Here is a 26,785-nt window from a genome sequence, read left to right on the forward strand (position 1 = left end):
GCACCGACCAGGGTGAGACGACGCAGGGCGGGGTGGGTGGTGGTGCCGCGTCGTGGTCGGGCCTGGCGGGAGCGACGCGAGGAACGAGCGGCGCGGATGGTAGACGCGGCACCACCACCCACCCCGCCCACCCAGAGCAACCACGCGCCGTCGAGCACGAGAACCACGGTTCTACCTCGCGCAACCACGGTTCTACCTCGCGCAACCACGGTTCTACCTCACGCGACCACGGTTCTACCTCGCGCGACCACGGTTCTACCTCGGCGGCGTCAGACGCGGGCGCCGAGGCCCTGGAGCTCGAGCACGAGGCCCTTGATCGCCGCCGCCGGGATCTGCCCGCTCCCGCTCTCCACGACGCCCGCGACGGACGCCGGCACCTCCGCGTCGGAGCACAGCACGAGCGGGGTGTCGGCCGAGGAGTCGGGCAGCCGGCCGTGCGAGCCCTTCACGTACGACGCGTCGAGCGGGACGGTGCTCATGGCGTACCGCAGCCCGACCTTCTTCTTCACGAGGTTGAGGCCCGCCTTCGCCTTCGCCAGCCTGTCCGCGGGGTCGAAGAACAGCTCGGCGGGGTCGTAGCCGGGCTTGCGGTGGATGTCGACGCCGCGCGCGTACTCGGGCGCGCGCGCGTCGTCGAGCCAGAAGTAGTACGTGAACCACGCGCCCGGCTCCGCGACGACGACGAGGTCGCCGGAGCGCTCGTGGTCGAGCCCGTACCGGGCCTGCGCCTCGCGGTCGAGGACCTCGTCGACCCCCGGCACGCCGCGCAGCAGGTCGGTGACGCGCCGCTGGAGCGCGGGGTCGTGCTGGTCGCCCAGGTAGACGTGCGCGACCTGGTGGTCCGCGACGGCGAACGCGCGCGACGTCCACGGGTCGAGCTGCTCCTTGCCGTCCTGCACGTAGACCTCGAGCAGGCCCTCGCGGCGCAGGATGCGGTTGAGGTGCACGGGCCGGTCGGCGTCCGCGATGCCGTACTCGGAGACCACGAGGACGGTCACACCCTGGTTCGCGGCGTCGTCGAGCAGCGGCGCGAGGGTCGCGTCGAGCTCCGCCGCGGCGGCGTCGGCCTGCGGGGACGTGGGCCCGAACCGCTGGAGGTCGTAGTCGAGGTGCGGGACGTACGCCATGGTGAGGTCCGGCGCGTGCGTGCGCAGCACGTGCCGCGTCGCGTCGACGATCCACCGCGAGGACGAGATGTCCGCCGTCGGGCCCCAGTACGTGAACAGGGGGAACTCGCCGAACCGTCCGACGAGGTCGTCGTGCAGCGCCGGGGGGCGCACGTACGCGTCCGGGGACTTGCGGCCGTCCGCGTGGTAGATCGGGCGCGGCGTGACGGTGACGTCGGTCGTCATGCCCATGGCGTACCACCAGCAGACGTTCGCCGACGAGTACTCGCGGCGCGCCCGGCGCGCGGCCTCCCACAGCTTCTCGCCCTCGACGAGCCGGGCGTGCTGCCGCCACAGGTACACGTCGCCGAGCTCGCGGAAGTACCAGCCGTTCCCGACGATCCCGTGCTGGGACGGGCTGAGCCCGGTCGTCATCGTGGCCTGGACGCTGCACGTCACCGCGGGCAGGACCGTCGCGAGCTCGGACTGCCAGCCGCTCGCGGCGAGCTGGCGCAGGCGCGGCATGTGCGCGAGCGCGGTCGAGGTGAGCCCGACGACGTCGAGCAGCAGCACGGGCTTCATGCGGTCCTCCGGGTGGTGAGGTCGGTGTCGGCGGTCAGGTGGGTCGTGGCCCAGCGGAGCTCGGCCGCGATGCCTGCGACGAGCGAGTCGGTCGCCGCGCCCTCCGGGAGCACCGACCACGTGTACGTCTCGACGTCGAGGTGCGCCTCGTCGCCGTGCGGGGCCGCCCGGACGGCGTCGACCGCGTCGCGCAGGACGTCGGTCGTCGCCGCGAGCGGCGCGGCGGGCTCGTGGTGCAGCGGCACGTGGAAGTGCACGCGCCACGGCCCGTCCCCCGGCAGCGCGTGCCCGACGGCGTCCCCCGCGCCGGGCTCGGGCGCGTCGCCGAGCGCGTCGGGGAGGTCGTCGGCCGCGAGCACGTCGCCCGCCGCCGTGAGCTCGCGGACCTGGTGGATGTAGCGCTTCTCGGCGAACGCGCCGACGGCCGCGCGCGCGGCCGGGTCGGACGGGTCGGCGACGTGGAGCGCCGCCGACGCCTGCACCTTGACCACGCGCAGCCCGGCGTCGGTGATCCGGCGCACCGTGGCGGCCGTCCCCGCGCGCCGGTCCGCGAAGGACACCGCGAGGTGGCACGTGTCGAGGCAGACCCCGACGTGCTCGGGGTCGATGCGGGTCTCCTCGTGGACCGCGGGTCCGGTGCGCGCCGCGAGCCAGGCCACCACGTCGTCCACCGTGTCCAGCACGCAGCCGGGCTCCGGCTCGACCGCGACGCGCACGACCTTGCCCGTCCGCTCGCGCAGGTCGCGCAGCCCCGCGCCCAGCGCCACGAACGCGCGCGTCGCCGCGTCGTCGTCCGCCGCGGACCACGGCTCGCGCCACGCGAGCGGGAGCGTCGAGATCGAGCCCGTCACGCCGTCGGGCAGGAGGTCGGCGAGGACCTCGGCGCACTCGAGCGTGTACGCGAGCCGCTCGGGCTGCGCCCACGTGGGCGTGTAGACGTCGAGCTTGACGACGTCCGCGTGGAAACCTCCGAACGGGAACGCGTTGAGCGTGTGGACCTGGAGCCCCTGCTCGTCGAGGACGGCGCGCAGCCACGCGCGGTCCGCCGGCGACGCCGCGAGCCGGTGCGCGAGCGTCGCGGGCATCCAGAGGCCGACCCCGAGGACGTCGAGCCCCGCGGCCTCGCGGACGGGGCCCGCGTACGTCACGAGCTGCTCGACGACCCCGTCGAGGTCCTCGGCGGGGTGGACGTTGGTGCAGTACGACAACAGCACGGTGGTGCCGCCCTACGCCCGCACGCCGCGCAGCACGGACGAGCCCTCGAACTCGACGCCGGGCGTCGGCAGGTCGCCCTCGACGAAGCCCGGCACCGGGTCGAGCACGAGGTTGCCGGACTGCCCGTAGAACTCGACCGGGTTGCGCCACAGCACCTTGTCGACGTCGTCCTCGGTGAACCCGGCCGCGAGCATCGCGCGACCGGTCTTGAGCGTCTTGAGCGGGTCGGACCGCCCCCAGTCCGCGGCGGAGTTGACGATCATCCGGTCGGTGCCGTGCTCCTGCAGGATCGCGACCATGCGGTCCTCGTCCATCTTGGTGTCCGGGTAGATCGAGAACCCGGCCCACGCGCCCGCGTCGAGCACGAGCGCCACGTTCGTCTCGTTGAGGTGGTCGACGAGCACGTGCTCGGACGGCACCCCGGACTCGCGCACGACGTCGAGCGTCCGGCGCGTGCCCGCGAGCTTGTCGCGGTGCGGCGTGTGGACGAGGACCGGCAGGTCGACGTCGCGCGCCATCTGGAGCTGGCGGGAGAACACCTCGTCCTCCTCGGGCGTCATCGAGTCGTACCCGACCTCGCCGACGGCCACGACGCCGTCCTTGAGCAGGTAGCGCGGGATCTCGTCGAGCACCTCGCGGCAGCGCGGGTCGTTCGCCTCCTTGGGGTTGAGGGCGATCGTCGCGTGGTGCCGGATGCCGAACTGCGCCGCCCGGAACCGCTCCCAGCCCAGGAGCGCGTCGAAGTAGTCGAGGAACGACCCCACGTTCGTGCGCGGCTGGCCGAGCCAGAACGCCGGCTCCACGAGCGCGCGCACGCCCGCCGCGTACAGCGCCTCGTAGTCGTCCGTCGTGCGGCTGGTCATGTGGATGTGGGGGTCGAAGATGCGCATCAGGCGGTCCTCCCGGTGGTGACGTCAGGGGCGAGGCGGGCGACGTCGTCGGGCACGACGCGGCCGGCGGCGCGGCGCTCGGCGGCGAAGTCGCGCGCCATGCGGGCCAGCTCGTCGTCGGCGCGGTCGTCGAGGCCGGCGACGGCGTCGAGGCTCACGCCCATGAACACGAGCTTGAGCACGGCGTGCCGCCACGCGTGCGGGTCGAGGTGCGCGGCCGCGAACGGCCCGACCGCCGCGGCGACGAGGCTCTGGTCGTTGGTGCGCAGCGCGTCCGCGGCGAGGTCGCGCCCGACGGCGACGACCGAGGCCGCGGAGTCACCCGCGAGCTCCCCGCGCTCGGTGAGCGCGTCGAGCCCCCGCAGGACGCCGCGCCGCTCGGCGGTGTCGCCGTGCTGGTACAGGTCGGCGAGGCGCGCGGCGAGCGCGGCGTCGGCGTCCGACCCGCGGCGCCCGACGGCCTCGGCCAGGGCGACCACGAGCGCGGCGCGCGCGCGGTCGTCGACGGTGCCGTGGACGACGCCGGCGGGGTCGGTCTCCGGACGGACCGGTGTGCGGCCGACCTTGCGACCTGCGAGCGCGAACGCGCGCGACACGGCCGCGGGGTCCTGCTCGACGGCGGCGCGCGCCTCGGCGAGCCAGCGCTCGCCCTCGGTGGTCGCGCCGTCCTGGGCCGCGGGAGCGGCGGCGGCTGGCTCGGTCATGGCACCTCCTGGGGGTGGTCGGAGACGAGGGGTTCCTGCTCGGGGGCGGGCACCGCGGAGCGGCGGTCCCAGGCCTGCTTCAGCGCTGTCATGCTGCGGCGCGCGAGCCCGGGCGCGTCGTACGAGTGGCGGGGCAGCTCGACCGCGGCGACGCCGGTGTAGCCGACGTCGGCGAGCGTCGCGAGCACGAGCGGCAGGTCGATCTCGCCCTCGCCGAACGGGCGGTGCTCGTGGTGCGTCCGCGGCATGTCGTCGAGCTGCACGTTCGCGAGGTACGGCGCGGCGGCGCGCAGCGCGCCCACGACGCCGTCGGGCTCCACGACGAGGCAGTGGCCCACGTCGACGGTCATGCCGAGGTCCGCCAGGTCCCCGGCGTCGCCCCCGAGCTCGTCGCGCAGCCGCAGCGCGTCGCCGACCGTCTCGACGAGCATCCCCGGCTCGGGCTCGAGCGAGAGCCGCACGCCGTGGTCGCGCGCGTGCTCGACGAGGCCGGGCAGGCGGTCGCGCAGGAGCGACCAGCCCTCGGCCGGGGACGCGTCGTCGGGCAGGACGCCCGAGAAGAACGACACGCACTCCGCGTCGAGCGCGGCCGCGATCTCGACCGCGCGGCGCAGGAAGCGCAGCCGGGCGTCGGCCTCGGCGTCCACGAGCGTGGGCCGGTGCTTGCGGTACGGGTCGAGCAGGAACCGCGTGCCCGTCTCGACGACGACCCGCATCCCCGCCCCGCCGCGCAGCGCCGCGAGGCGTGCGCGCAGCGCGTCGACCTCCGCGCGCCAGCCGTCCGTGAACGGGTCGAGGTGCGGGAACCCGAGGGTGAGCGCGACGGCGCCGTAGCCCTCGTGGTCGAGCACGTCGAGCGCGACGTCGAGAGGGTGGTCCGTGAAGCCGTTGGTGCCGTACCCGAGCGTGAAGGGCATCCCCTGCCGGGTCTCGTGCGCGGTCACGTCTCGCTCATCTCGGCACGCCCGCGTCCGGCCCGGCGCAGCAGCCGGCCCGCGACCTCGACGCCCGCGAGCACGCCCACCGACGCGAGGCTCCCGCCGCGCGCCGCCCACGCGGCCTGGAGCGGCAGCATCGCGCGGATCCCGGCCTTCGTCGCCGCGAAGGCGTTGCCCGCGGACGGCGTGATCGCCGCGTCGACCTGGCGGGGCAGCGCCGTCGCGAGGTACGCACCGGCCGCGACGACCCCGGCGACCGCCGTCGCGACGCGCGTCGGACGGCCCGGGCCGACCCCGCGCCCACGGCGCAGCGCCCCGACGCCGACGACCGCTCCACCCACCGCGGTGGCCGCCGCCACGCCGGCGGCGAGGGACGACGTCGTGCCGTGCACCTCCCCGCGTGACACGAACGTCACACCCGCGGTGTGCACCGCCATCCCCGCCGCGGCCGGCAGCGCGGCGCGGAGGTGCCCGACGCCCGCGCCCAGCAGGACGTCGAGCCCGCGGCACGCGGCCATGACGACGGGGCCGACGGCGTGCTCCTTGGCGACCGTGTCGTACGTCCAGACGCTCGCGGCGAGCGGGACGGCGACGGCGAGCGCCCGCGCTCCCCCGCCGGCGGCGGCGAGCCCGACGCCTGCTGCGGTGAGCCCCACGGCCACCTGGAGCGCACGCCGCTCCGGGATCCGCCCGGACGGGATCGGGCGCTCGGGCCGCTCGACCGCGTCGAGGTGCCGGTCGGCGTAGTCGTTGAGCGCCATGCCGCCCGCGTAGAGGCACGCGGAGGCCACCGGGAGCAGCGCGCGGCGCGGCGTGAGCGCGTGACCGGCCGCGGCGGCGCCCGCGAGGGTGTCACCGACCACCGAGAGGACCGCAGGGGCGCGGACGAGGTCCAGGTGGTCGTGGAGAGAGCCGGTCACGGCCGGTCGGCCGGTGCCGCACCGACGCGGGCCGCCGCCTCCCGGACCCAGTCCGCGAGCGCGACGGTCTGCGCCGCGAAGTCGTGCACGTCGCTCCCCCACGGGTCCTTGAAGAAGAACCCGAGCTCGGCGACCGGCCCCCCGTACCCGGCCGCGTCGGCGAGCGCCAGCAGGCGCGCGAGGTCGAGCACGAGCGGCGCCGCGAGCATCGAGTCGTAGGCCGACCACGTGGTCTGCAGAGTGAGGCGCGAGCCGAGGAAGCCCTCGACGTGCACGTGGTCCCACGCGACCTTGATGTCACCGAGGTCCGGCACGTTGTCGATGTGCAGCGGGGTGACCTGGCTGCCCGTGAGGTCCTGCAGACCGCGCGACTTGGACGCGAGCTTGCTCTGCACGGCCTCCGGGTCCGCCAGGGTCGCGCCGTCGCCGCCGCCGAGCAGGTTGGCACCTGCCCAGGACAGGACGCGCAGTCCGCGGGCCGCGAAGGCCGGCGCGAGGATCGTGCGGAGCCACGTCTGGCCGGTCTTGCCGTCCTGGCCCGCGACGGGGACGCCGAGCTCCTCCGCGAGCTCGAGCAGCACCGGCAGGTGCATGCTCGCCGACGGCGTGAACTCCGCGAACGGAGCGCCCGCGAGCAGGGCCGCGTACGCGGTCACGGAGCTCGGCGGGAGCACGGCGCGCTCCGGATCCGCGAGCGCGGCGCGCAGGAGCTCCCGGTCGGAGAGCTCCGGCCCGGGCTCGGGCAGCGGCTCCGTCGACACGAGGTCGACCACGACGACGCGCGCGAGCCCGTGCCGCTCGCGGAAGTCGACGATGTCCGCGGCCAGGCGCTCCGCCGCGGCCTGCTGGGACTCGCGCGGCGACCCCTCGGCGGGGTGGGCGGTGTAGCCGGGGCGGACCTCGGCGTCGGCCCGCTCGAGCGCGGCGTGCGCGGCCGTGAGCAGGCGCGGGGCGATCATGCCGGCCTCGACGAGGAGCTCCGCGCGCTTGACCATCGAGACGTCGGAGATGTCGTGGCCGCCGACGACGAGGTCGGCGAACGCCGGGAGCGGGGCGGACGCGAAGGGCTCGGACACCGTGACGCACCCGGTCGGCGCCGCACGCCCGTCGGCGACGGCCGCGAGGCCGAGCGTCGCGGTGGTCGCGACGGAGCCGCGGGCGCCGACGAGCCAGAGCCCCGTGCGCGCGTCCGGAGCAGGGCGGTCTGACGAGCCGTCAGAAGCGAAGTGGTGCATCGTTGCTCCCGTTCCCGTCGGCGGACGCCGGAGCGCCGCCGAGCACGACGACGATGGCCTCCCTGCCATCGTCGGACCGCACGCCCGGACGAGGGCGTGTGACCGCTCTCCGACCCGGTGGGCGCCCGGTCTGCTGCGACCCTAGCCACACTTTTGTCGAGGGTCAATCAAAAGCGTGCCTACTTTCGCGGAGCACGACGCTTGCGCGATGCAAAAGCGCACGCCGGGGACGACCCGACGGTCGGCATCGCGCGGACACCGGCCGCCGGGTCGTCCCCGGCGAGGTGGGCTCAGCCTGCGGGAGAGAAGTCGAGCCGGTCGTCCACGACGGCCACGACGGACCACACGTTGCCGTCGGCGTCGGAGAGCTCGTACGCGGGCAGGAGCACCGCCGCGCCGTCGGGCTGGTACTGCACCGCGTGCCCCAGGCGCGCGTCCGTGATCGTCACGTCCGTGACGGGCCACGCGAACCGGGCGCCCTCGCCGACCGTGGGCGGCACGGTCGGCGCCTCCGGCTCGGCGGGCGCGATCTCGGGCACGGCCTGCGCGGTGCCGTCCTCCCGCGCGAAGGCGATCATGCCTCCCCCGCCGAACCGCGGGTCGCCCAGGCGGTCCACCGCCTCGGCGGGGCTCACGACGTCGTAGGAGCCGATCGCGACGCGCGGCGCGAGCGGCCCGTACAGGCTCCCGAGCCCGGCTCCGGAGAACGTCGCGTTCCAGGACAGCCCCGTTCGACGACCGTCGACGACCTCATAGGCGTTGAGGAACCTCCCCTGCTGCGCGTCGGACGCGTCCGCGAGGTCCTCCACGACCACCTCGACCTCCGTGGGGTCGACGCCCAGTGCCTCCAGAACACCTAAGAGCTCGCTCGTGGCGGCTTCCGCCGAGACAGGCGCTCCGAGGTCCGCACCACCCCACGGCTCCTTCGCCGAGTCGTAGAAGGACATCCCGACCGTTCCGTCAGGGGAGAGACGCACCTGCGCCTCGCCGTCGGCCCCGACGACGAGGGTCCCGTACTCCTCGCGCACCTCGCCCGAGACGCCGAGGACGTCCGCGACGCGCCGTGCGGTCTCCTGCGAGAACACGCCCGCGGCGTCGTACGCCCAGGCGTCCGCGCTCGTCCCCTGCGTCGAGAGGCCGTCCTGGTGGAACACCGTGCGCCCGCCCCAGGCGCCGGGGTAGGCCATGTCCGCCGAGGCCCGTGCGTCGGACGAGAACGCCTGCCCCGACGCGGCGGCGTCGGGGGCGAGGCCCGACTCCTCCTGGGCCGCGCCCGCGCCCCCCAGCCGGAACGGCGCGAGCGCCGTCGACTCCACGGCCGAGTCCCCCGCGGGCGACGCTCCCACCGCTCCGGCACCGAGCGCGTAGCCGCCCGCCCCGATGACGAGCGCCCCCGCCACCACCGCGGCGACCTGGAGCGGGGCCCGCCGACGCAGGCGTCGCGCACGGCGCTCGGCGAGCTCGTCGACGAGCGTCGCCGTCGGGCCGCCCGGCCCGGACAGCGGCTCGCCGGTCACCGCCGAGCGGTCGCCGAACGCCTCAGGGACGCGGTCGCGGACCGCGGCCTCCAGGGCGCCGGTGTCCGGTGCGGCGCTCGCCGCCGGATCGGCGGCGCGCAGGCGCTCCAGGTCGACGTCGTCGGGCTGGTCGGGGGTGTGGCTGGTCATGTCGCCCTCCAGGTACTGCGGGGCCGCGCCGCGGGGGCGCGGCCGGTCGGGTCTACCCGTGATGTGTGCTCAGGCGCCCGACTCTTGCGCGAGGGCCGACTGCTCCGCCCACGCGGTGCGCAGCCGCGCCCGCGCCCGCGAGAGCGCCGCGTCGGCTCCCCCGCGCGACGTGCCGAGGACCGCCGCCAGGCCGTCGCCGCCCAGGCCCTCCCAGGCGTGCAGGAGGAGGATGCGCCGGTCGCGGACCGACAGCGCGCCCAGGGCGCGCCGCACCTCGTCGTCCTGCACGACGACGTGCTCGACGTCCGCGCCCTCGTCGCCCCGGTCGGGCACCTCGGCCACCGGCACCGCCCGCGCCTTGCGCCGGTGGTTGGCCAGGACGAAGCCCGCGGTGCGGTAGAGCCACGGGAGCTCGGCGCCGTCGGGCACGTCCTCGCGGCGCCGCCAGGCCGTCGCGAGGACCTCGGCCGTGAGGTCGTCGGCGTCCGGCCCGACGGAGCCGGCCGCGCTCGGCAGCCGGCGGCGGAAGTAGCGGTAGAGCGGCGTCGCGTGCGCGGCGAAGAGCGCGGCGAACCAGGCCTCGTCGTGGACGGCGGCGTCGGCTGCCTCGTCGGTCGTCACGGCGGCTCCTCGTCGGCGGGTCGGGGCTGTCAACCGCTCTGTGTCCCGGGGAGCCGGTTCCTTGCACGGCACGTCCTTCACCCGAACCTCACCCGCGACGGCACCGATCCTGCCACCGCGCAGCACCTACGCTGTGGGGCATGACGAGGACGGAGCCGGTCGACCTGCCGCCCCGCCACACGGGCGGCCGACGACGGCGGCACTGGGCGTCGTGGCTGGGCTGGGCGCTGATCCTCCTCGCCGTGCTCCTGGTGGTCTGCGTCGCGCTGCTCGCCCGCGACGCCCTCGCCGCGCGCGACGCGCTGACCCGCGCGCTCGACGAGGTCCCCGCGGCCGAGGAGGCGCTGCGCGCGGGCGACGTCGAGACCGCGGAGGCGGCCCTGGACCGGGTCCAGCCCTTCACCGCGACCGCGCGCGCGAGCACCGACGGCCCGCTGTGGTCCCTGGCCGCGCACCTCCCCGTGTACGGGCAGGACGTCCGCGCGTTCTCCGCCGCGGCGGCGACCGTGGACGACCTGGCCGCGACCGTGCTGCCGGCGCTCACGCAGGCTCTCGGGGCCGTCGAGGGCGACAGCCTGACCGTCGCGGACGGGCGCGTCGACCTCGCCCCGCTCGCCGCTGCCGCTCCCGCCGTCGGCCGCGCCGCGGACGCGTTCGACGACATCGACGCGCGCCTCGCGGCCGTCGAGCCCGACGCCCTGCACCAGGAGATCGCGGAGCCGTACGCGACGCTCGTCGCCCGGACCGACGACCTGCGCCCGGTCGTGCGCACCGCCGACCGCGTCACCGCGCTCGGCCCGGCCATGCTCGGCGCCGACGGCCCGCGCCGGTACCTCGTGGTCGCGCTCAACAACGCGGAGCTGCGCGCGGGCGGCGGCATCCCCGGGGCGCTCGCGGTCCTCACGGTCGACGGCGGCGCGGTCTCCCTGGAGCGCCAGGCCTCGACGGCCGACGTCCCGCCGTTCGCCGAGCCCGTCCTCCCGCTGGACGCCGGGGTCGAGCAGCTCTTCACCGACCGCGTGGGCCGGTACGTGCAGGACACCCCGCTCACGCCCGACTTCCCCACGACCGCGGAGCTCACGGCGGCCATGTGGGAGCAGGCCCAGGGCGAGACGGTGGACGGCGTGGCCGCGATCGACCCCGTCGCGCTGTCGTACCTGCTGGAGGCCACCGGGGCGGTCCAGGTGCCGTTCGGGGACGAGACCGTCGCGCTCGACGCGGGCAACGTCGTCCAGGTCCTCCTCTCGGACGCCTACGTCGAGCTGGAGCCCGGGGAGCAGACGGACGCGTTCTTCGCCTCCGTCGCGTCGACCGTCCTCGGGACGTTCCTCGCCGGGGGCGCGGACCCCGCGCTCGCCCGCGACGCGCTCGCACGCGGCGCGGACGAGCACCGCGTGCTCCTCTGGTCCGCGCACCCCGACGAGCAGGACCGCCTGGCGGGCACGGTCGTCGCGGGCGACATCGACACCGCGGACCGCGCGGAGGGCTCCGTCGGCGTGTTCCTCAACGACGCCACGGGCGGCAAGATGAGCTACTACCTCGGCACGGACGTCCGGCTCACCGGCAGCGTGTGCACCGACGGCGGACGGGTCGACACGTTCAGCGCCGCGCTCACGTCCACCGCGCCGGCCGACGCCGGGACGAGCCTGCCGTGGTACGTGACCGGCGGCGGCATCTCGGGCGTCACCCCGGGGAACGTCCGCACGGTGGTCGTCCTCTACCCGCCGCGGGGCGGAGAGGTCGGCACCGTCCGGGTGGGCGGGGCACCGACGGGGGCGCTCGTCGCGGAGGTGGGGGGACGGCGCGCGGCCTCGCTCCCCGTCGAGCTCGCGCCGGGTCAGAGCACGGCGGTCTCCTTCACCGTGACGACGCCGGGCGACGCCCCTGACCACCCCGGCGCCGACGGCACGATCGACGTGTGGACGACCCCGACGGTGTCGGCGCCCGGCCTCGAGGTGGTGCCGGTCGCCGCGTGCGGGTGAACCCTCGCGACGCCCTCCCGAACCTGCCGGCCCCGCCCCCGGGACGGGCGGACGAACGCGTGGTCTTCCCGCCGAGGATGACGCCGAGGATCACGGCACGATAACGATGGTCCTGACGGGCACATTTCACCCGGACGACCGTCCAGTTCAGGGTCCGATCCTCGCTATCCTGGGCGCCTGTCGCTCGACCCGTGCCATCGGTCCGTGGCGCACGATGCATCACGGACCGCACTCCGGGGCTCTCTGTGTACCGGAACACCACAATCCCTGAACCGAGACGGGTGAAGAAGCCATGCGTACCTCGAAGGGTCTGCGCAGCACGGGACGGGCGGTGCTCGTCGGAGCGCTCTCCGCGGTCGCCGCGCTCCTGACCGTCCCCGTCGTCGCGACGACCGCGAGCGCTGCCACCACCGACCCCGAGACGTACGTCCCGGAGATCACCGTGGCCTCGCCGGTGTGCGACGGCGACGTGCCCTACCTCGACTACGTCTTCGAGCTCCCCGAGAACTACGAGAACGACGAGACGAACCCGCTCACGATCACCTGGGTCAACCCGGACGGCGAGGACGTCGTCCAGTCCGGCCTGCCGCTCTCGGGCCGCGTCCTTTGGCCGGGCGCCGAGGTCGACGGCGCGGGCAACCCCGTCGACTGGCCCGGCTGGAGCCTCGTGGACGGCGAGTGGGTCGTCGGCGACGAGTTCGACTGGGTCCGCGCGGGCGTGACGGTGGTCTTCGAGGTCAACCCGACGGCCGAGACCGTCGTGGCCTACCCGCCGTCGACGCCGGAGTGCGCGACGAACCCGCCCGGCACCCCGGAGCCGACGATCAAGGTCGACGTGCTCACGCCCGTGTGCGTCGAGGGCGTGTCCTACCTCGACTACGGGGTCTCGGTCACCGGCACGCCGAACACGACGGCGACCCTCACGTGGCACAACCCCGACGGCGAGGACGAGGTGATGGCCGACCTCCCCCTCAGCGGACGGGTGCTGTGGCCCGGCGCGTATCCCGAGCGCTTCGTCGACCTGCCGGCCGACGAGGGCTGGGAGCTCGTGAACAACATGTGGATCAACACCGCGACCCACGGCTGGGCCACGGGCACCGTGGACGTGACGTTCGCCGTGAACCCCGAGGTGACCGTCCCGGTGACCTATCCGCAGGACACGAGCAACTGCTTCCCGGGCGTGACGCCGGTCGACAACCCCGTCGCCGGGAGCCAGAACCCGACGCTCGCGGAGACCGGCGCGACGGTCGGCCTGTACGCGGCGATCGCGGCCGGGCTCGCCGTGGTCGGCGCGGCGATCGTCCTGCTGACGCGCCGGACCCGCAAGGGCTGACCGGGCACCGCACGCACGACGAAGGCCTCGCACCCGCCAGGGTGCGAGGCCTTCGTGCGTCGCCGGTCGCGACGAGACGACCCGTCGGGGGCGGGTCCGTCAGGCGGCCGCCCAGGCGCCGGCCGCCAGGCGCGACTCCAGGCCCTCGAAGGCCCAGCGGTCGACGACGAGCACCGCGCCGCCCGGAGCGTCCGGGACGTACCACTGGAGCTGCTCGACGGTGCGCACCTCGGCCCCGGAGGGGTCGACGCACGAGAGCGTCCAGCGCGCGAGCGTGGCGGCCGTCCCCGCGACCTCGACGTCCGACTCGACCGCCTCCCCCACCGCGCGGGCCGCGAGCTGGTCGGTGCCCGGGCAGGTCGCGCCGTCGGGCACGTGGGCGGCGGCGGGGTCGACGCCGTCGAGGCCCGCGCCGGTGAGGATCTCGAAGGCGGGGCAGACCGCGTCCTCGGGGCACCCGCCCGAGCGGACCTGCGTGACGCCGTCGGCGGGCTGGAGCACGGACCAGTACTCGGCGGCCGGGAGCTGGAGGGGGCCGACCGGGACCTTGCTCTCGTCGGCGTGGGCGCCGTGCGCGCCGTGGTCCTCGGCCGTCGCCGGGCCCGAGCCTCCGTCGGCGGTCGCGTCGGGCTCGGAGCCCCCCGAGCAGCCGGCGAGGAGCAGTCCGCCGAGCGCGACGGCCGCGAGGGAGAGGGAGAGACGGGTCGTTCGATGCTGCACGTGCACGTTTGGTCGCCTTTCACGGTCGGAGGTCCCCGCAGCCCACTGGGGAGAGCTGCGGAGACCTCGTCGGTCTTGTCACGCTAGCGAGCGCGACCACGGGTCGAGATGCGTGAGACCCACACGATGGCGGCTCGCGGGTACGGGATTCCCCGTACCCGCGAGCCGTCGCGGCGGGACCTCGTCAGGGACGCTGGCGGCGCGTCAGCACGCGCCGCCGTCGGCCCACGGACCCCACGCCGAGGCGCCGGGGGTGTCGTTCTGGGTCCAGTAGCGCGCCGTCCACACGTGACCGCCGTGGCTCACGACCGCGCCGCCGGTGTAGACCGTGCCCGCGACCCAGGCCGCGGCGGCGCACTCGCCCGTGCCGGTGCCGGGGCCGCCCGGACCCCCGCCGCTCCCGGAGCCCGGGAGGTCGACGACGGTGACGCCGCGCGGGTGGTCGTACGTCGTGGCGTAGTCCACGCCGTCGACCGTGACGATCACGTTGGAGAACTGGGCGGCCGGCATCGACCACTTGAGCTGGTTCGTGATCGAGCCGCCCGCCGGGATGCCCCCCGTCGGGACCGTGAACTGCACGGTGTGGAAGTCGCCGTCGAGGCCGCCGACGTTGTCCCCCGTGTGGCCCTTCGCGGTGACCGTGGTCTTGAAGCCGCTCCAGTCGCTCATCTCGCCCGGGTCGGTCGTGCCGTACTGGAACGAGATCGTCGCGCCCGCCGGGATGTCCTTCGCGCCGTTGTTGGCGAAGACGACCTTGGGCGAGATCGGGTAGTTGTTGTCGCCGAGCGCGAACTCCGTGTACCGGATGTCGACGTCGAGCGCCTGCGTCGGCATCGTCCGGTCGGCGTTCGCCTTCGACGCGCCGTACGGCGTCGTGGCCGAGAGCTTGCTGTGCATGAGGTCGACGAGCGTGCTGCCGATCTCGTACTGGCCCTTCGCCTGGTCGTAGCCGAAGTCGCCCGCGAGCTCCCAGATCATCAGGCCGCCGAGGCCGGTGTTCGCGACGTAGTCCGCCTTGGCCGCGATCGCCTCGGTCGAGTCACCGGAGAGGAACGTCTTCGTCTGCGCGTTCCACCACCACTCGTTCTTCGTGACCGGGTCGAAGTGGCGCTCGTAGGTGCCCTGGATCGTGTCCGTGACGCCGTACGCGGAGACGTAGTCGCCCGTCACGCCCTTCTCGAGGTTGAGCACGTGCCACATCGGGTTGACGCCGGCCGGGACCGCGTTGCCCTGCGGGTCGCTGTCGTACCAGAGGTTGTCGATGCCCTCCGCGCCGTAGCCGCACTTGTTGTTCGTGCCCGCCGGGCAGAGGAACCCGGCCGGCGCCTTCGCGGTGCCGCCCATGCCGTACGTGCCGCCCTGGACGCCCTGGAAGCCGCGCGTGTAGAACGGCACGCCCAGGTTGATGCGGCCGGCCTGCATGGCGCCGCGGAAGTAGTGCGAGGCCCAGTCGCCGTTGAGGTAGCCGATGCCCTTGTACGCGCTGTACACGCCGCCGGCCGCGAGCTCGGGGTCCTTGCCGTCGTCGAACAGGGCGCCGTTGCCGCCCACGTACTCGTTCCAGGCGCCGTGCAGGTCGTACGTCATCATGTTCACGTAGTCCGTGTACTGCGTGACCTGGTAGACCTCCATGCCGCGCAGCAGCCAGCCTGACGACGGCGTCGCGGTCGTCAGCATGTAGTACTCGCCGTCCTGCGCGCCCGCCGCGTCGAGCTTCTCGCGCAGGGTCTTCATGAGGTTCACGTAGCCCTGGAAGAGCTGCCCGCGGCGCTTGTCGGAGATCTGGAAGTCGTCCGGGTTGCCAGCCTGGTTGTTGGACGTCGGGTACTCGTAGTCGATGTCGATGCCGTCGAACCCGTACTGGCGGACGAAGTCGACGACCGAGTCCGCGAAGGTGTCGATGCGCGCCTGCGACTCCGTCATCGTGTAGAAGCCGCCGGACGCGACGCGCTTCCCGCTCGCGTCGAAGTAGCCGCCCGTCTCGGCCCAGCCGCCCACGGCCGGGATGACCTTGACGCCCGGGTGGGCCTTCTTGTACTTCGCCAGCAGGTTGAAGTGGCCCGTGTAGTCGAGCGCCGGGTCCATCTCCGCGCCCGCGACGCCCGGCCACGTCATGTCCGTCGCCGCGTTGCCGGCCGCGCCCGCGTTCACGGAGACCTTGTCGTTGCCGTCGATATGCGCGAACGCGTAGTTGATGTGGGAGAGCTTGTCCCAGGGGATGTCGCTCGCGAGGTAACGCGGCTGGCCGTTCGTGCCGGTCCGCCAGCTCGAGAAGTAGCCGATGACGCGGCGGTCGAGCCCGTTCGGCAGCTTCTCCCGACCGTCCTCGTCGTACACGTCGCAGTAGGGCGTCCTGACGCCCGGCGTCTGCGCCATGCCGTCAGGACGGCACTTCTCGTCCGGGTTCGCGGCGGGGTCGGTCGTCGGCTCCGTCGTGGGGTCGGTGGTCGGGTCCGTCGTCGGGTCGGTCGTCGGGTCCGTGGTCGGGTCCGTCGTCGGCTCCTCGGCCGGGGTGTCGCCGCACGCGCCGAGCGACTCCCAGGGGCCGTACGCCTCCGCGCCCGGGACGTTGTTCTGCGTCCACCACTTCGCCCGGTAGTTCTGGCCGCCGTACGAGACGGTCGCGCCGCCCACGTAGGCGGGGGTCGCGGACCAGGGGTCCGCGCACGCCGTGGCCGTGGCGGCGGCGAGGGGGGTCGTGGCCTGCGCGGCCGCGGCACCGGCGAGGCCGGTGGCCAGCACGGCGAGCGTCGTGAGGGCCGCGACGACCTGTGGCCGGCGTCCGGGAGCGCGGGGGGCGCGCGCCCGAGGGGTCAGGGACAACCGCATGGGGTACCTCGATCTGCTGGGTTGGTGCGCACGACGCCGGACGGCGTCGCGTCGGGCACGGTCGCCGGGGGGGAGGGCGACCGACGGGTGAAGGGTTGCTGAGGGGTGCCGAGCGGGACCCGTCACGACGGCGGTCGACGACGGAGGCGTTCGGTGACGCGGCGAGGGGAGGGTGCACGGGCGGGTGCACGGGACTCGTCACCGCACCCGCCGTCGACCACGTCGTGGACGGGGCCCCGCTCGGCGGCGCCGGTCGCTCGTGGCGACCGGCGCCGTCAGGGGTGGGCGTCAGCAGGCGCCCAGCGACTCCCAGGGGCCGTACTGCTCCGCGCCCGGGACGTTGTTCTGCGTCCACCACTTCGCGCGGTAGGTCTGGCCCTGGTAGGAGACCGTCGCGCCGCCGGTGTAGACCGCGCTCGACGACCACGCGGGCGCCGTGCACGTGCCCGGGTCGGTCGGGTCCGTGGGGTCGGTCGGGTCCGTGGGGTCGGTCGGGTCCGTCGCGCCGCACGTGCCGGTCGCCTCCCACGGGCCGCCCGCGCTCGGGCGGTCACCCTGGGTCCACCACTTCGCGCGGTAGTTCTTCCCCTCGAACGACACCGTCGCACCGCCCGTGTACACCGCGCTCGACGACCACGGGGCCAGGCACTCCGTCGGGTCGGTCGGGTCGGTCGGGTCCGTGGGATCGGTCGGGTCCGTGGGATCGGTCGGGTCGGTCGAGCCGTCCGTGCCGTCGACCGGGCCGGTCGGGAGCGCACGGACCTTGTCCGTGAAGCCCGCGAGCAGCGTGCCGTCGTGGTTGCCGGAGAGGTCCCACCACATGCCGCCGCCGAGGTTCAGTCGGTCGATGTACTCCGCCTTGGCGGCGACGGACCGCGCGTTGTCGTAGCCCCACCACTGGTCGCCGTCGTAGCGCCAGGCCGAGACCGTGGCCGGGTCGTAGTAGTCCTGGCCGCGCGTGCGCAGCTTGTCGTAGTCCTCGTTGCCCGCCTCCCAGGTGCCGGGGGCGGCTCCCGTCGCCGCCGACCACGGGGCCGAGGACGTGACGCCCTTCCAGCCGCGGCCGTACATGGCCATGCCGAGGCCGAGCTGGCTCGGGTCGACGCCGCCGCGCAGGTACGCCTGGACGGCCTTGTCGGCGCTGAACTGCCGGTTCGCCGGCCGGGGGTCGGCGGGGTCGTCGTACAGGTTGCCCTGGGGGCCGGCGAGCGCGGGGTCCCACGCGCCGTGCAGGTCGTAGCCCTGGACGTTGCCGTAGTCGAGGTACTCGAAGATCGCCGGGTCGTTCCAGCCGCCGGCGGCGATGTCGTCGGGGTTCGCGGGGAGGAACGCCGAGAGCAGGTAGTGCTTGCCCGTCTGCGCGCCGTACGCGTCGAGCTGCTTGCGGAACTCGGCGAGCAAGAGCTTGAAGTTCGCGCGGTCGTTCACCGTGTCGACGTGGTTGCCCACCTCGCCGTTGTTCGAGCCGGGCCACTCCCAGTCGATGTCGATCCCGTCGAACACCCCGGCGGCCGCCCCGGGCCCGCCGCGGCCGTCGATCACGGGCAGGTTGCCCTTGATGTAGAGGTCGATGCACGACGACACGAACTTCTCGCGCGACGCCTGCGTCGCCGCAGCCTTCGAGAAGTTCTTGGACCAGGTCCAGCCGCCGATGGAGATGAGGGCGCGCAGGTGGGGGTTCTTCGCCTTGAGCTGCTTGAGCTGGTTGAACGAGCCGGCGAGCGGCTGGTCCCACGTGTCGGCCACGCCGGTCACGGAGCTCGCCGCGGTGTAGCCCATGCCGAAGTCCGCCCACGCGTCACCGGCGCCGTCGGAGCCGTTCGGCCCGGCGCCCTGCGCCTTGTTCGCGATGAAGCACGTGAGGTTCTGGTGGTGGATGTTGCCGAACGAGTAGTTGATGTGCGTGAGGTCCTGCGCCGCGCCGGAGTCCTGGACCTTCTTGAGCTGGAAGTCGCGGCCGTACACGCCCCACTGCGTGAAGTAGCCGACGTTGCGGTAGCCGTTCACGTCGCTGTCGCCCGGGTGGGAGACCGCGGCCGGGGCGACCTCGGCGGCCTGGGCCGGCGCGACTCCCGCGAGGAGCCCGCCGACGAGCGCCGCTGCGGTCGTGAGCGCCGCGACGCGCGTGCCGCGACGGCGCCCCTCGCGGGGTCGTCTGGTGAAGAGGGACACGTCCATGGGTCCTGCCTCGTTGCTCGTGCGGTGGGCCGCGTCGCCGTCCTCCGGAGTCGCCGTCGCCCTCGGGTCCCCTCGAACGTAATGACGGGGGCACGCGAGCGTTATCCGCGCTTCCCACAATGTTCGTACTGCGAACTTACGCGCCCGATAAGGGAAACCACCTAGGACAGACACCCTCGGACCGGGACAAGAGGGACAAGACGACGGCGAGGAAGGCGACGCCTCCGTGCCCGACCGGCGTCCGGGACTCCCCTCAGCGCCCCACGCGGTGCGCGAGCACGGTCAGCTCGACGCGCGACCGCACCCCGAGCTTGCGGAACACCCGGCCGAGGTGCACCTCCACCGTGCGCACCGAGAGGTAGAGCTGGTCCGCGGCCTCCCGGTTGGACGCACCCTGGACGACGAGCAGCGCGACGTCGAGCTCGCGCTCGGTGAGCTCGTCGGACCACCGCCCCCGGAGCTCGGCGAGCGCCTCGTCCGACACGTCGCTCTCCCGCACCGCGAGCCGGCACGCGTCCGGCGGCGCGGGACGGGTCGGGACCGCCGGCTCGGCCCCCGGCCGGGCGCCGCCGAGGGCTCCGGGCAGCGGCGCGTGCAGTCCCGCCGCGCGCGCCGCGGCGGCCCACGACCCGGGCGGCGCCCCGCCGGACGCCGTGCCGAGCCCGATGGCGGGCGCGGCGCCGAGCCGGACCGCCGACGCCGGGGCACCGGGCGTCGCGTCGTCCGCCACCGGCCCGCCGAGCAGCCGGACGACGTCCGCGTGCTCGTCCCGCGCGATCGTCGTCCAGGCGTCCGCACCCGCGTCGTCGAACAGCTCGATCGCGGACAGGAAGAGGCCGTGCGCGCGCTGGAGCTCCCCCGCACGCACGAGGGCGCGCGCCGCGCAGAGGTCGGTCCGCGCGTGCTCGTACGGCGAGGCCGTCGTCCGGTTCACGCGCGTCGCACGCTCGAGCGGCGCCGCGAGGTCCTCTGGCGTGGCCAGCGAGACCTCCGCCCGGACGAGCGTCGCCGACCGCAGCGACGGCGGCAGCTCCTTCGCGTCCACCTTCCGTCGGGCCAGCGCACGCTGCGCCGCGTCGTGGCGGCCCGCGACGACCCACGCCTCGACGTCGTCCAGCCCGGGCAGCGGGAGCATGCGTGCGCTGTCGGGACGCTCGCGCTCCGCCGCGAGCTCCAGCAGCGTGGCGGCCTGGGTCACGTGGTGCGCGAACGCCGCGCCCATCGCCCGGTCCACGAGGAGCCCGAGCCGCACCGGGCGGGACGTCGGGCTCGCGCACGTCTCCTCGAGCGCCGTCGCGACCGGGCCGACGACGCCCCGGGTCATCATGTCGAGGCGACGGGCGGCCGCGACCCCCAGACCGGCGAACGGCAGCCCGACCGGGAGGCGGAACGCCGCCTCGGCGAGCTCGTCGGCGGCACGCGTGAGCGTCCCGCGCCAGAGGTGCACGAGCGTCTGGGCGAGGCGCACGTGCGCCTCGGCCAGCGGGGTCAGCGCGGTGTCCGGGCCGTCGAACCAGCGACCGCCGTCGCGGACCGGGGCGAGCGACGCGACGACGCTCGCGAGCGTCTGGGCCGCGTCCTCGAGCCGGTCGTCGGCCGCGAGGGCGAGGGCTCGACCGACCTGCACCGACGCCTCGTGGTCCGGCCCGAGGTCCACGTCGGGGACGGCCGCGCGCTCGCCCACGCCGAACACCGCGGCCCAGGACCGCGCGAGCGCGAGCCTGGCGGCCGTCTCGTCGTCGTCGCACCACGACGCGAGGAACGTCGCCGTGTCGAGGAGCTGGGACGTGCTCACGCCGTCGCCCCGCTCGGCGTGCAGCCGTGCCGCGTCGAGCACCCCCGACACGACCCCCGCCACGGCGTCCGGCGCCAGGCCGTCGGGCTGCCCGCCACGCAGGTAGGGCGACAGGACGTCGTCGGGGACCTGCCCCTCGGCGAGCGTCAGCGCGGCGACGAGCGGCCCGAGCGTCCGTGCGCGCAGCGCGTCGTCGCCGCTGCGCGACGCCTTGCGCAGCCAGTCCGCCGCGTCCTGCACGTGGCCCGACCGCAGCGCGGCGACGCCCGCGATCGCGAACGCTTCGGCGCGGTGCTCGGTCGCCGCCTGGCTCGCGGCCTCGCGCGCCACCTCGTGCGCCCAGACGACGTCCCCGCGGTCCAGGTGCCGACGCGCGATCCGCAGGAGCCCCGGGACGAGCGTCGGGTCGCCGACGAGCGTCGCGAGCGCCGAGTGCCACACCGCGACGTCCTCCTCGCCCGCCCGGCGGTGCGCCTCGGCGAGCGCGACGTGCGCCGCCGTCCGCTCGGCGAGCCGTGCGTCCGCGTGGACCAGGGACCGCATGCGCGGGTCGACGAACGCGAACCGACCGCCCACGAGCGCGAGGTGCTCGGCGAGCGGGCCGTCGAGCACCTCGTCCATCGCGAGCCCCGTCGCCGACAGCAGCAGCTCCGTCCGGTCCACGACGGCGACGGCCGCGACCAGCAGCGCGTGCCGCTCCCCCTCGGTGAGGGCCGCGAGGCGGTCGGCGAAGAGGGAGCGCACGGCGGGAACCGCCGGCAACGGGTCCGGGAGGATCGACCCCCCGGAGAGCTGCTCCGGCGTGAGCAGCGCCGCCGTCTGCGTCAGCGCCGCGGCGTTGCCCCCGAGGAGCTGCGCGAGGCGGGCCGCGACATGCGGGGCGACCGCGAGGCGGCGCTCGACGAGCAGCAGGTGCAGGGCGTCGGCCGGCGCGAGCGGCGGGACGGCGCGGAGCTCGAAGGGCCCGGAGGACGGGTCGAGCGCGCCCGCGGTCGCGGTCCCGAGGAGCACGACCGGCGCGTGGCGCTGCGCGACCAGGCTCGCCAGGACCGACCTGCTCAGGTCGTCCTGGAGGTGCAGGTCGTCGGCCACGAGCACGACCGTCGCGCCGTCGAACGACTCCACGAGGAGCTCGGCGAGCGCGACCGCCGCGACCTCGGGGAGGTACCCGAAGCCGGGGTCGACCGGCTCGAGGACGCGCGTGAGGCGCTCCGGGACGACACCGCCCGCGAGCTGCGACACCTGCGACACGAGCGACACGACCGCGGAGCCCGGCGCAGGCGCGCCCGCGGGCGGACGGCACCGCAGGATGAGCGTCGGGCGGGCGAACGTGTGCGACGCGACGGCCTCGCACACGAGCTCGAGCGTCGCGCTCGCCCCCATGCCGTGCTCGGCCGTCCACACGAGGCCGCCCTTGCCCTCGCTCACGGCCGCGAGCGCGCGGTCGACCTCCTGCGCGCGGGAGGACAGCCGCTCCAGCCGTCGCGCCGACCGCGCGTCCGCGCGCCGGTGCGGCTCCGGAACCAGGTAGTCGTGCCGTTCTGACATGTCGGGACCCTCCGTCCGGGGGCTTCGTCGCCCGTCGACCGGATGAAATGTTAACAACCCTCCGTAAACAAGGGATCACCTCATCGTTTCCCGCCCGTCACACGACCGCCACCTGGGACGACGGCGCTTGCCCGACTCGGACGAGAGGGCTAGCCTGACCTCGATCCCCGTCGTGGCCACGGGTCCCGTGCGCCCCGACCCGGGTGCGGCGCTCCCCCGGCGCCGCCGCCACGAGAGCGAGGTGAGCCCCATGCCGGACGGCAGCAGTCATAGAGCCGTGCACTGCGCGCTCACCCCCCGTGGCCCGCAGCCCGTCGCCTGAGTCCCAGCACCGCGAGGACTCCCGCGACCGGCCGTCGTCCCGTGCGGGGAGGTCGCCAGTGCGCACCGCGCGCCGTCGTGCGCGCCGCCGGACCACCCCCGCTGACGCACCCGCCGTCGCCGCCCACCCCGTGGCGCCCGTCGGTGCTCGTCGGCACGCCGAGAAGGACGACCACCCATGACCCAGCGCTCGCCTGCCACCGAGACCCGGACCCGTCCCGCACGCCTGCCCCTGCGGGACGCGCGCGACGACCGACGCCGTGCCCGCCGACCGAACCTGGAACGCCAGTCGATCTCCTTCACCGTCGGCCTGTACGTGTTCATCTGCGTCGCGCTGCTGCTCGCGCACGTCACCGCAGGGGGTGTGTGATGACGACGACGCTGCCCGAGCCCCGCAGCCTCGCGCCGGCACCCGGCGCGGACCGCGCGCTCCCTGCGCCCGCGCGCGGCGGGCTGGACCTGCACGCCCGCGCGCACGGCACCGGCGCTCCCCGGTTCGACCCCCGCGTCCTGCGCTCGCGCTGGGTCCAGGTCGGTGTGGGCGACCCCGACGCGACGGCCCGCGCCGCCGAGCACGGCGTGGACTTCGCCGCTGCCGGCGGCCGGGTCTGGGAGACGGACGTCCACGTCTACCTCCCCGTGACCGCGACGCGGCGCGACGGCGACCGGGTCGTCTCCGAGCGGATCGTGCTCGCCCTCTCCCCCGACGTCGTCGTGACGGCCCAGCCCCAGCGGCACTACCCCGTCTTCGACAAGGCGATCGCCCGCATGCGCCGCACGCCGTGGCTCATCGGCTCGTCCTACGGCGTCGCGTACGCCCTGCTGTACGCGCTCAACGAGGCGGCGGACCGCGCCGTGTCGTACGCGAGCGACCTGCTCGAGGACATGTCCGACGAGATCGACGAGGCGACGCGCGGAGTCGACTCCCGGGGCCGGGAGATCGGCGTGAGCGACATGCAGGACACCATCACCCGGATGAACCGTGCGGAGGAGATCGTCTCGCGCGCCCAGGAGTCCCAGCTCTCGCTCGCCCGCGCGGCGCGGCACCTGCGCAGCGAGATCGCGGACTCCGACCCCGTGCTCGCCGGCCTCGTCGAGACCCTCGTCGCGGACGTCGACGGCGTGAAGCAGCACGCGAGCTTCGAGCACGACAAGGTGCGCTACCTCCAGCAGGCGATCATGACGTCGCTCGACGTCAAGCAGGCCCAGATCGTCAAGGTCTTCACGATCATCACGGCCGTGTTCCTGCCGCCGACGCTCATCGCGTCGTTCTACGGCATGAACTTCACGCACATGCCCGAGCTCGACCGCCCCTACGGCTTCACGCTCACCGTCCTGCTCACCCTGGTGGCAGCCGTGATCCCGCTCGCCTACATCAAGCGCCGCGGCTGGCTCCGCTGACCCCTCGCGACCTGCGGGAGGGAACCGGCCGGCCGAGACGGTACCCCGCTCCACCGAGACAGAACCCCGGTCCGCCGAGGTAGAACCGTGGTTGCGCGAGGTAGAACTCTGGTCGACCGAAGGCGAACCCTGGCCGCGGCAGCGGCGGCTCCCGCCGGTGCGCGACGGCGGGTTGGTCGCCGTGGGTGACCCGACCACCGGGTCCTTCCTCGCCCAGGGCGATTGCCCGCGGGTCGGTGCGCTCGCCCCGGGAGGGGTGGGTGGTGGTGCCGCGTCGTGGCGGGCCTGGCGGGAGCCGCGAGGAACGAGCGGCGGATGGTCGATGCGGCACCACCACCCACCCCGACCACCCAGGGCAACCAGAACGCCGTCGAGCACAAGAACCAGAGTTCTACCTCGAGCAACCACGGTGCTACCTCGGCGGACCAGCCGTTCTATCTCGCGCGACCGCGGTTCTACCTCGGTAGACCAGAGTTCTACCTCGGCGTGGCGAGGGTCAGGCCTCGAGGAGGAGCGTGACCGGGCCGTCGTTGACCAGGTCGACGGCCATGTGCGCGCCGAACCGTCCGGTCGCGACCTCGATCCCGCGTTCGCGCAGGCGCGCCACGACCGCGTCGACCAGGGGCTCGGCGACCGGTCCGGGCGCCGCCCCGTTCCACGACGGACGGCGGCCCTTCCTCGTGTCGGCGTAGAGCGTGAACTGGCTGACGACCAGCACCGGCGCGCCCTCGTCCTGCACCGACCGCTCCCCCGCGAGGATCCGCAGCTCGGCGATCTTGCGCGCGATCGTCTCGACCTGCGCGTCGCCGTCATCGTGCGTGACGCCGACGAGCGCGAGCAGCCCGGGGCGGTCGATCGCCCCCACGACCTCCGAGGATCCGTCCTCGGCCACGACGCTCACGCTCGCGCGCGAGACGCGCTGGACGACGGCCCTCACGAGCGCGCCCCCGCGTCGTGACCCGCCCCTGGGCCCGCGCCGAGGCCGGGACCCGCAGGCGCACCGTCGAGGACCGGCCGCACGACGCCCACGGGACGCCCCGCGCCGAGCACGGGCACGTCGCCGAGCGCGGTGAGCGCGGCCTCGTCGGCTCCGGCCACGCCGTCCGCGCCGAGGCGCCGGAGTGCCGCGGCGAGCAGCGCCGGGCGCGGGCGTGACGCGCCGTCGAGCACCTTGAAGGCGAGCGCGCCGCCGTCGGGCAGGCCTGCGCCGTAGACGCCGTCGGCACCGTCCTTGGCGACCAGGCCGGGCACCGCGCGCATCGCGAGCGTCGCGTCCCGGCCCGTCCCGCCGACCATCTCCGGGAACGCCGACATCGCGCGCGCGACCTGCGCCTCCGGGGAGAGCGGGTCGCGCTCCGGGGCGGCCGCGAGCCGCCCGAACGCCCGCGCGAGGCCCCGCACCGTCGTCGAGAAGAGCGGCGCGCCGCACCCGTCGACCGTCACGTGCTCGACCGGCACGCCGGTCGCCTCGGCGACCGTCTCGCGGACCGCGACCTGGAGGGGGTGGTCGACGTCCAGGTAGGTGGTGGTGTCCCAGCCGGCGGCGACGCAGGTCGCGAGCATCGCCGCGTGCTTCCCGGAGCAGTTCTGCGTGATCGCCGACGGCCCGTGGCCCTCGAGCTGCCAGGCGAACGCGGCGGGCGGGTGGAGCGGCATGTCGGGCGTGTTGCGCAGCGCCGACTCGTCGAGCCCGACGCCCTCGAGGATCTCCCGGACGCCCGCGAGGTGCTGCGGTTCCCCGTTGTGGCTCGCGGCCGCGAGCGCGAGGAGGCGCGGCGGGAGGACGAGGCCGCGGCGCAGCATCGCGACGGCCTGGAACGGCTTGACGCTCGAGCGTGGCCAGATCACCGCGTCGGCGTCGCCGCGCTCCAGGACGGGCGCACCGTCCGCGTCCAGCAGCACCAGGTGCCCGGCGTGGACGGACTCGACGAGGTCACCGCGCACGACCTCCGCGAGCGGGACGGCGGCGCGCTCGACCCCGCCGTGGACGTGCGCGGTCACGACCGCGCTCACCAGCCGCCCGGGCGGCCGGACGACCCGTTGCCGCGCCCGTTGCCGTACGGCTGGAGGCGCGGGCGCACGTCGACCAGGTAGACGATCGCGGCCACCACGGCGATGAGCCCCAGGAAGCCGAGGTTCACGCCGCCGCCGAGCGGCAGCGAGAGGAACCCGAGCGCCGCGGCGACGCCGAGGATCGCGAGCCAGATCGGCTTGGTCAGCTTGCCCTCGGCGGTGAAGGCGCTCGCCGGACGCCGGATCGCGTCGACGAGCGCGAAGAGCTGCGTCCCGAACACGACGAGCGAGAGGACGAGGAAGACGATCCACTGGAGCGACCCGATGATTCCCACGGGCACGAGCCTACGGTCTGGCGAGCGGCCACGGCACCACGCGCAGCCCGGCCGAGCGGGCCCCGGACACCACGTGCGGGTCCCAGGCGGCGACGATCGTGTCGCCGTGCCCCACGGCGAGGGCGCTCGCCACGTGCACCGCGTCGTTGCTGCGCAACGCGCCCGTCTCGACGAGCGCGGCCGCGCGCTCGGCGACGGCACCGGAGACCTCGACCACGTGGAGCGCGGGGCGCAGCACGTCCCACGTGCCGACGGCGCGCGCGTGCCCCGCGGCGTCGAGCACGCCGCCCCGTGCTCCGGCGGCGAGCGCGGCTCGCACCTCGACGTCGGCGAGGCGGCTCGTCACGACGACGTCCGCGCGGTTCCACAGGCGGCTCGCCAGGGCGGAGCCCGCCTCGGGGACGCAGAGCTTCACCAGCGCGCTCGCGTCGAAGTAGACCAGGGCCATCGGG

The 26,785-nt window shown here is 74.9% G+C and carries 21 protein-coding genes; 4 read left to right on the top strand and 17 right to left on the bottom strand.

Going from position 1 to position 26,785, the window contains the following annotated elements; all coding sequences use genetic code 11:
• Positions 1 to 269: 269 nt before the first annotated feature.
• The 9 genes from JN535_RS15700 to JN535_RS15740 all read right to left on the bottom strand — a co-directional run bounded on the left by JN535_RS15700 (position 270) and on the right by JN535_RS15740 (position 9,878).
• The gene (locus JN535_RS15700) at positions 270 to 1,688 is read right to left on the bottom strand and encodes an alkaline phosphatase family protein (protein WP_205206520.1); all 1,419 of its coding nucleotides are present in this window, start codon (positions 1,686 to 1,688) and stop codon (positions 270 to 272) included.
• Positions 1,685 to 2,902: a metabolite traffic protein EboE gene (eboE, locus tag JN535_RS15705; RefSeq protein WP_205206521.1), complete on the bottom strand. Its 1,218-nt coding sequence runs from the start codon at positions 2,900 to 2,902 to the stop codon at positions 1,685 to 1,687. The genes JN535_RS15700 and eboE overlap by 4 nt, the downstream gene beginning before the upstream one ends.
• A gap of 12 nt (positions 2,903 to 2,914) precedes the next feature.
• Positions 2,915 to 3,793, bottom strand: a complete 879-nt coding sequence (locus JN535_RS15710) for a TatD family hydrolase (RefSeq protein ID WP_205206522.1) — start codon at positions 3,791 to 3,793, stop codon at positions 2,915 to 2,917.
• On the bottom strand, positions 3,793 to 4,497 hold the full coding sequence (locus JN535_RS15715; RefSeq protein ID WP_205206523.1) for an EboA domain-containing protein: 705 nt from the start codon (positions 4,495 to 4,497) through the stop codon (positions 3,793 to 3,795). Before JN535_RS15715 ends, JN535_RS15710 begins: the two co-directional genes overlap by 1 nt.
• Entirely contained in the window at positions 4,494 to 5,441 is a 948-nt protein-coding gene (locus JN535_RS15720; RefSeq protein WP_307868807.1) for a sugar phosphate isomerase/epimerase family protein, read from the bottom strand. Before JN535_RS15720 ends, JN535_RS15715 begins: the two co-directional genes overlap by 4 nt.
• Positions 5,438 to 6,355 carry an SCO3242 family prenyltransferase gene (locus tag JN535_RS15725; RefSeq protein WP_205206524.1) on the bottom strand — a complete coding sequence of 306 codons (918 nt, stop codon included), beginning with the start codon at positions 6,353 to 6,355 and terminating at the stop codon, positions 5,438 to 5,440. The genes JN535_RS15720 and JN535_RS15725 overlap by 4 nt, the downstream gene beginning before the upstream one ends.
• Complete coding sequence (locus JN535_RS15730) at positions 6,352 to 7,590, bottom strand: inositol-3-phosphate synthase (protein ID WP_205206525.1); 1,239 nt, start codon at positions 7,588 to 7,590, stop codon at positions 6,352 to 6,354. Before JN535_RS15730 ends, JN535_RS15725 begins: the two co-directional genes overlap by 4 nt.
• Before the next feature lie 290 nt (positions 7,591 to 7,880).
• Complete coding sequence (locus JN535_RS15735; protein WP_205206526.1) at positions 7,881 to 9,257, bottom strand: hypothetical protein; 1,377 nt, start codon at positions 9,255 to 9,257, stop codon at positions 7,881 to 7,883.
• 69 nt (positions 9,258 to 9,326) lie between these two features.
• Positions 9,327 to 9,878, bottom strand: a complete 552-nt coding sequence (locus JN535_RS15740; protein ID WP_205206527.1) for an RNA polymerase sigma factor — start codon at positions 9,876 to 9,878, stop codon at positions 9,327 to 9,329.
• 140 nt (positions 9,879 to 10,018) lie between these two features.
• On the opposite strand from JN535_RS15740, the gene JN535_RS15745 reads away from it, so the two are divergent.
• Both JN535_RS15745 and JN535_RS15750 read left to right on the top strand, forming a co-directional pair.
• On the top strand, positions 10,019 to 11,860 hold the full coding sequence (locus JN535_RS15745) for a DUF4012 domain-containing protein (RefSeq protein ID WP_205206528.1): 1,842 nt from the start codon (positions 10,019 to 10,021) through the stop codon (positions 11,858 to 11,860).
• Between the two features lie 292 nt (positions 11,861 to 12,152).
• Positions 12,153 to 13,193, top strand: coding sequence for a hypothetical protein (locus JN535_RS15750; protein WP_205206529.1), 1,041 nt, complete (start codon positions 12,153 to 12,155; stop codon positions 13,191 to 13,193).
• 99 nt (positions 13,194 to 13,292) lie between these two features.
• On the opposite strand, the gene JN535_RS15755 is transcribed toward JN535_RS15750, so the two are convergent.
• The 4 genes from JN535_RS15755 to JN535_RS15770 all read right to left on the bottom strand — a co-directional run bounded on the left by JN535_RS15755 (position 13,293) and on the right by JN535_RS15770 (position 22,263).
• On the bottom strand, positions 13,293 to 13,913 hold the full coding sequence (locus JN535_RS15755; RefSeq protein ID WP_205206530.1) for a hypothetical protein: 621 nt from the start codon (positions 13,911 to 13,913) through the stop codon (positions 13,293 to 13,295).
• 204 nt (positions 13,914 to 14,117) lie between these two features.
• Positions 14,118 to 16,736: a glycosyl hydrolase family 18 protein gene (locus JN535_RS15760; RefSeq protein WP_205206531.1), complete on the bottom strand. Its 2,619-nt coding sequence runs from the start codon at positions 16,734 to 16,736 to the stop codon at positions 14,118 to 14,120.
• 294 nt (positions 16,737 to 17,030) lie between these two features.
• The gene (locus tag JN535_RS15765) at positions 17,031 to 18,920 is read right to left on the bottom strand and encodes a glycosyl hydrolase family 18 protein (protein WP_205206532.1); all 1,890 of its coding nucleotides are present in this window, start codon (positions 18,918 to 18,920) and stop codon (positions 17,031 to 17,033) included.
• 253 nt (positions 18,921 to 19,173) lie between these two features.
• Positions 19,174 to 22,263 (bottom strand): helix-turn-helix transcriptional regulator, encoded by a 3,090-nt coding sequence (locus JN535_RS15770; RefSeq protein WP_205206533.1) that lies wholly within the window; start codon positions 22,261 to 22,263, stop codon positions 19,174 to 19,176.
• A gap of 499 nt (positions 22,264 to 22,762) precedes the next feature.
• Between JN535_RS15770 and JN535_RS15775 the strand changes: the two genes are divergently transcribed.
• Together JN535_RS15775 and JN535_RS15780 are read left to right on the top strand one after the other, a co-directional pair.
• Positions 22,763 to 22,954 (top strand): hypothetical protein, encoded by a 192-nt coding sequence (locus tag JN535_RS15775; protein ID WP_087469910.1) that lies wholly within the window; start codon positions 22,763 to 22,765, stop codon positions 22,952 to 22,954.
• Positions 22,954 to 23,985, top strand: coding sequence for a CorA family divalent cation transporter (locus tag JN535_RS15780; protein ID WP_205206534.1), 1,032 nt, complete (start codon positions 22,954 to 22,956; stop codon positions 23,983 to 23,985). Before JN535_RS15775 ends, JN535_RS15780 begins: the two co-directional genes overlap by 1 nt.
• Before the next feature lie 496 nt (positions 23,986 to 24,481).
• Here JN535_RS15780 and dtd read toward each other — a convergent pair whose 3' ends face one another.
• Genes dtd through JN535_RS15800 form a run of 4 tightly spaced genes read right to left on the bottom strand, consistent with a single transcriptional unit; the run spans position 24,482 to position 26,781 of the window.
• A complete protein-coding gene (gene dtd, locus JN535_RS15785) occupies positions 24,482 to 24,922 on the bottom strand; it encodes a D-aminoacyl-tRNA deacylase (RefSeq protein ID WP_205206535.1) in 441 nt (146 codons plus the stop codon).
• Complete coding sequence (locus JN535_RS15790; protein ID WP_307868811.1) at positions 24,919 to 25,986, bottom strand: asparaginase; 1,068 nt, start codon at positions 25,984 to 25,986, stop codon at positions 24,919 to 24,921. Before JN535_RS15790 ends, dtd begins: the two co-directional genes overlap by 4 nt.
• An 8-nt stretch (positions 25,987 to 25,994) precedes the next feature.
• Positions 25,995 to 26,333: a DUF2516 family protein gene (locus tag JN535_RS15795; protein ID WP_307868813.1), complete on the bottom strand. Its 339-nt coding sequence runs from the start codon at positions 26,331 to 26,333 to the stop codon at positions 25,995 to 25,997.
• A gap of 10 nt (positions 26,334 to 26,343) precedes the next feature.
• The gene (locus tag JN535_RS15800) at positions 26,344 to 26,781 is read right to left on the bottom strand and encodes a type II toxin-antitoxin system VapC family toxin (RefSeq protein WP_205206537.1); all 438 of its coding nucleotides are present in this window, start codon (positions 26,779 to 26,781) and stop codon (positions 26,344 to 26,346) included.
• Positions 26,782 to 26,785: the final 4 nt, after the last annotated feature.

Origin of the sequence: Cellulosimicrobium cellulans, from assembly GCF_016921195.1 — a bacterium.
Lineage (GTDB): Bacteria > Actinomycetota > Actinomycetes > Actinomycetales > Cellulomonadaceae > Cellulosimicrobium > Cellulosimicrobium cellulans_F.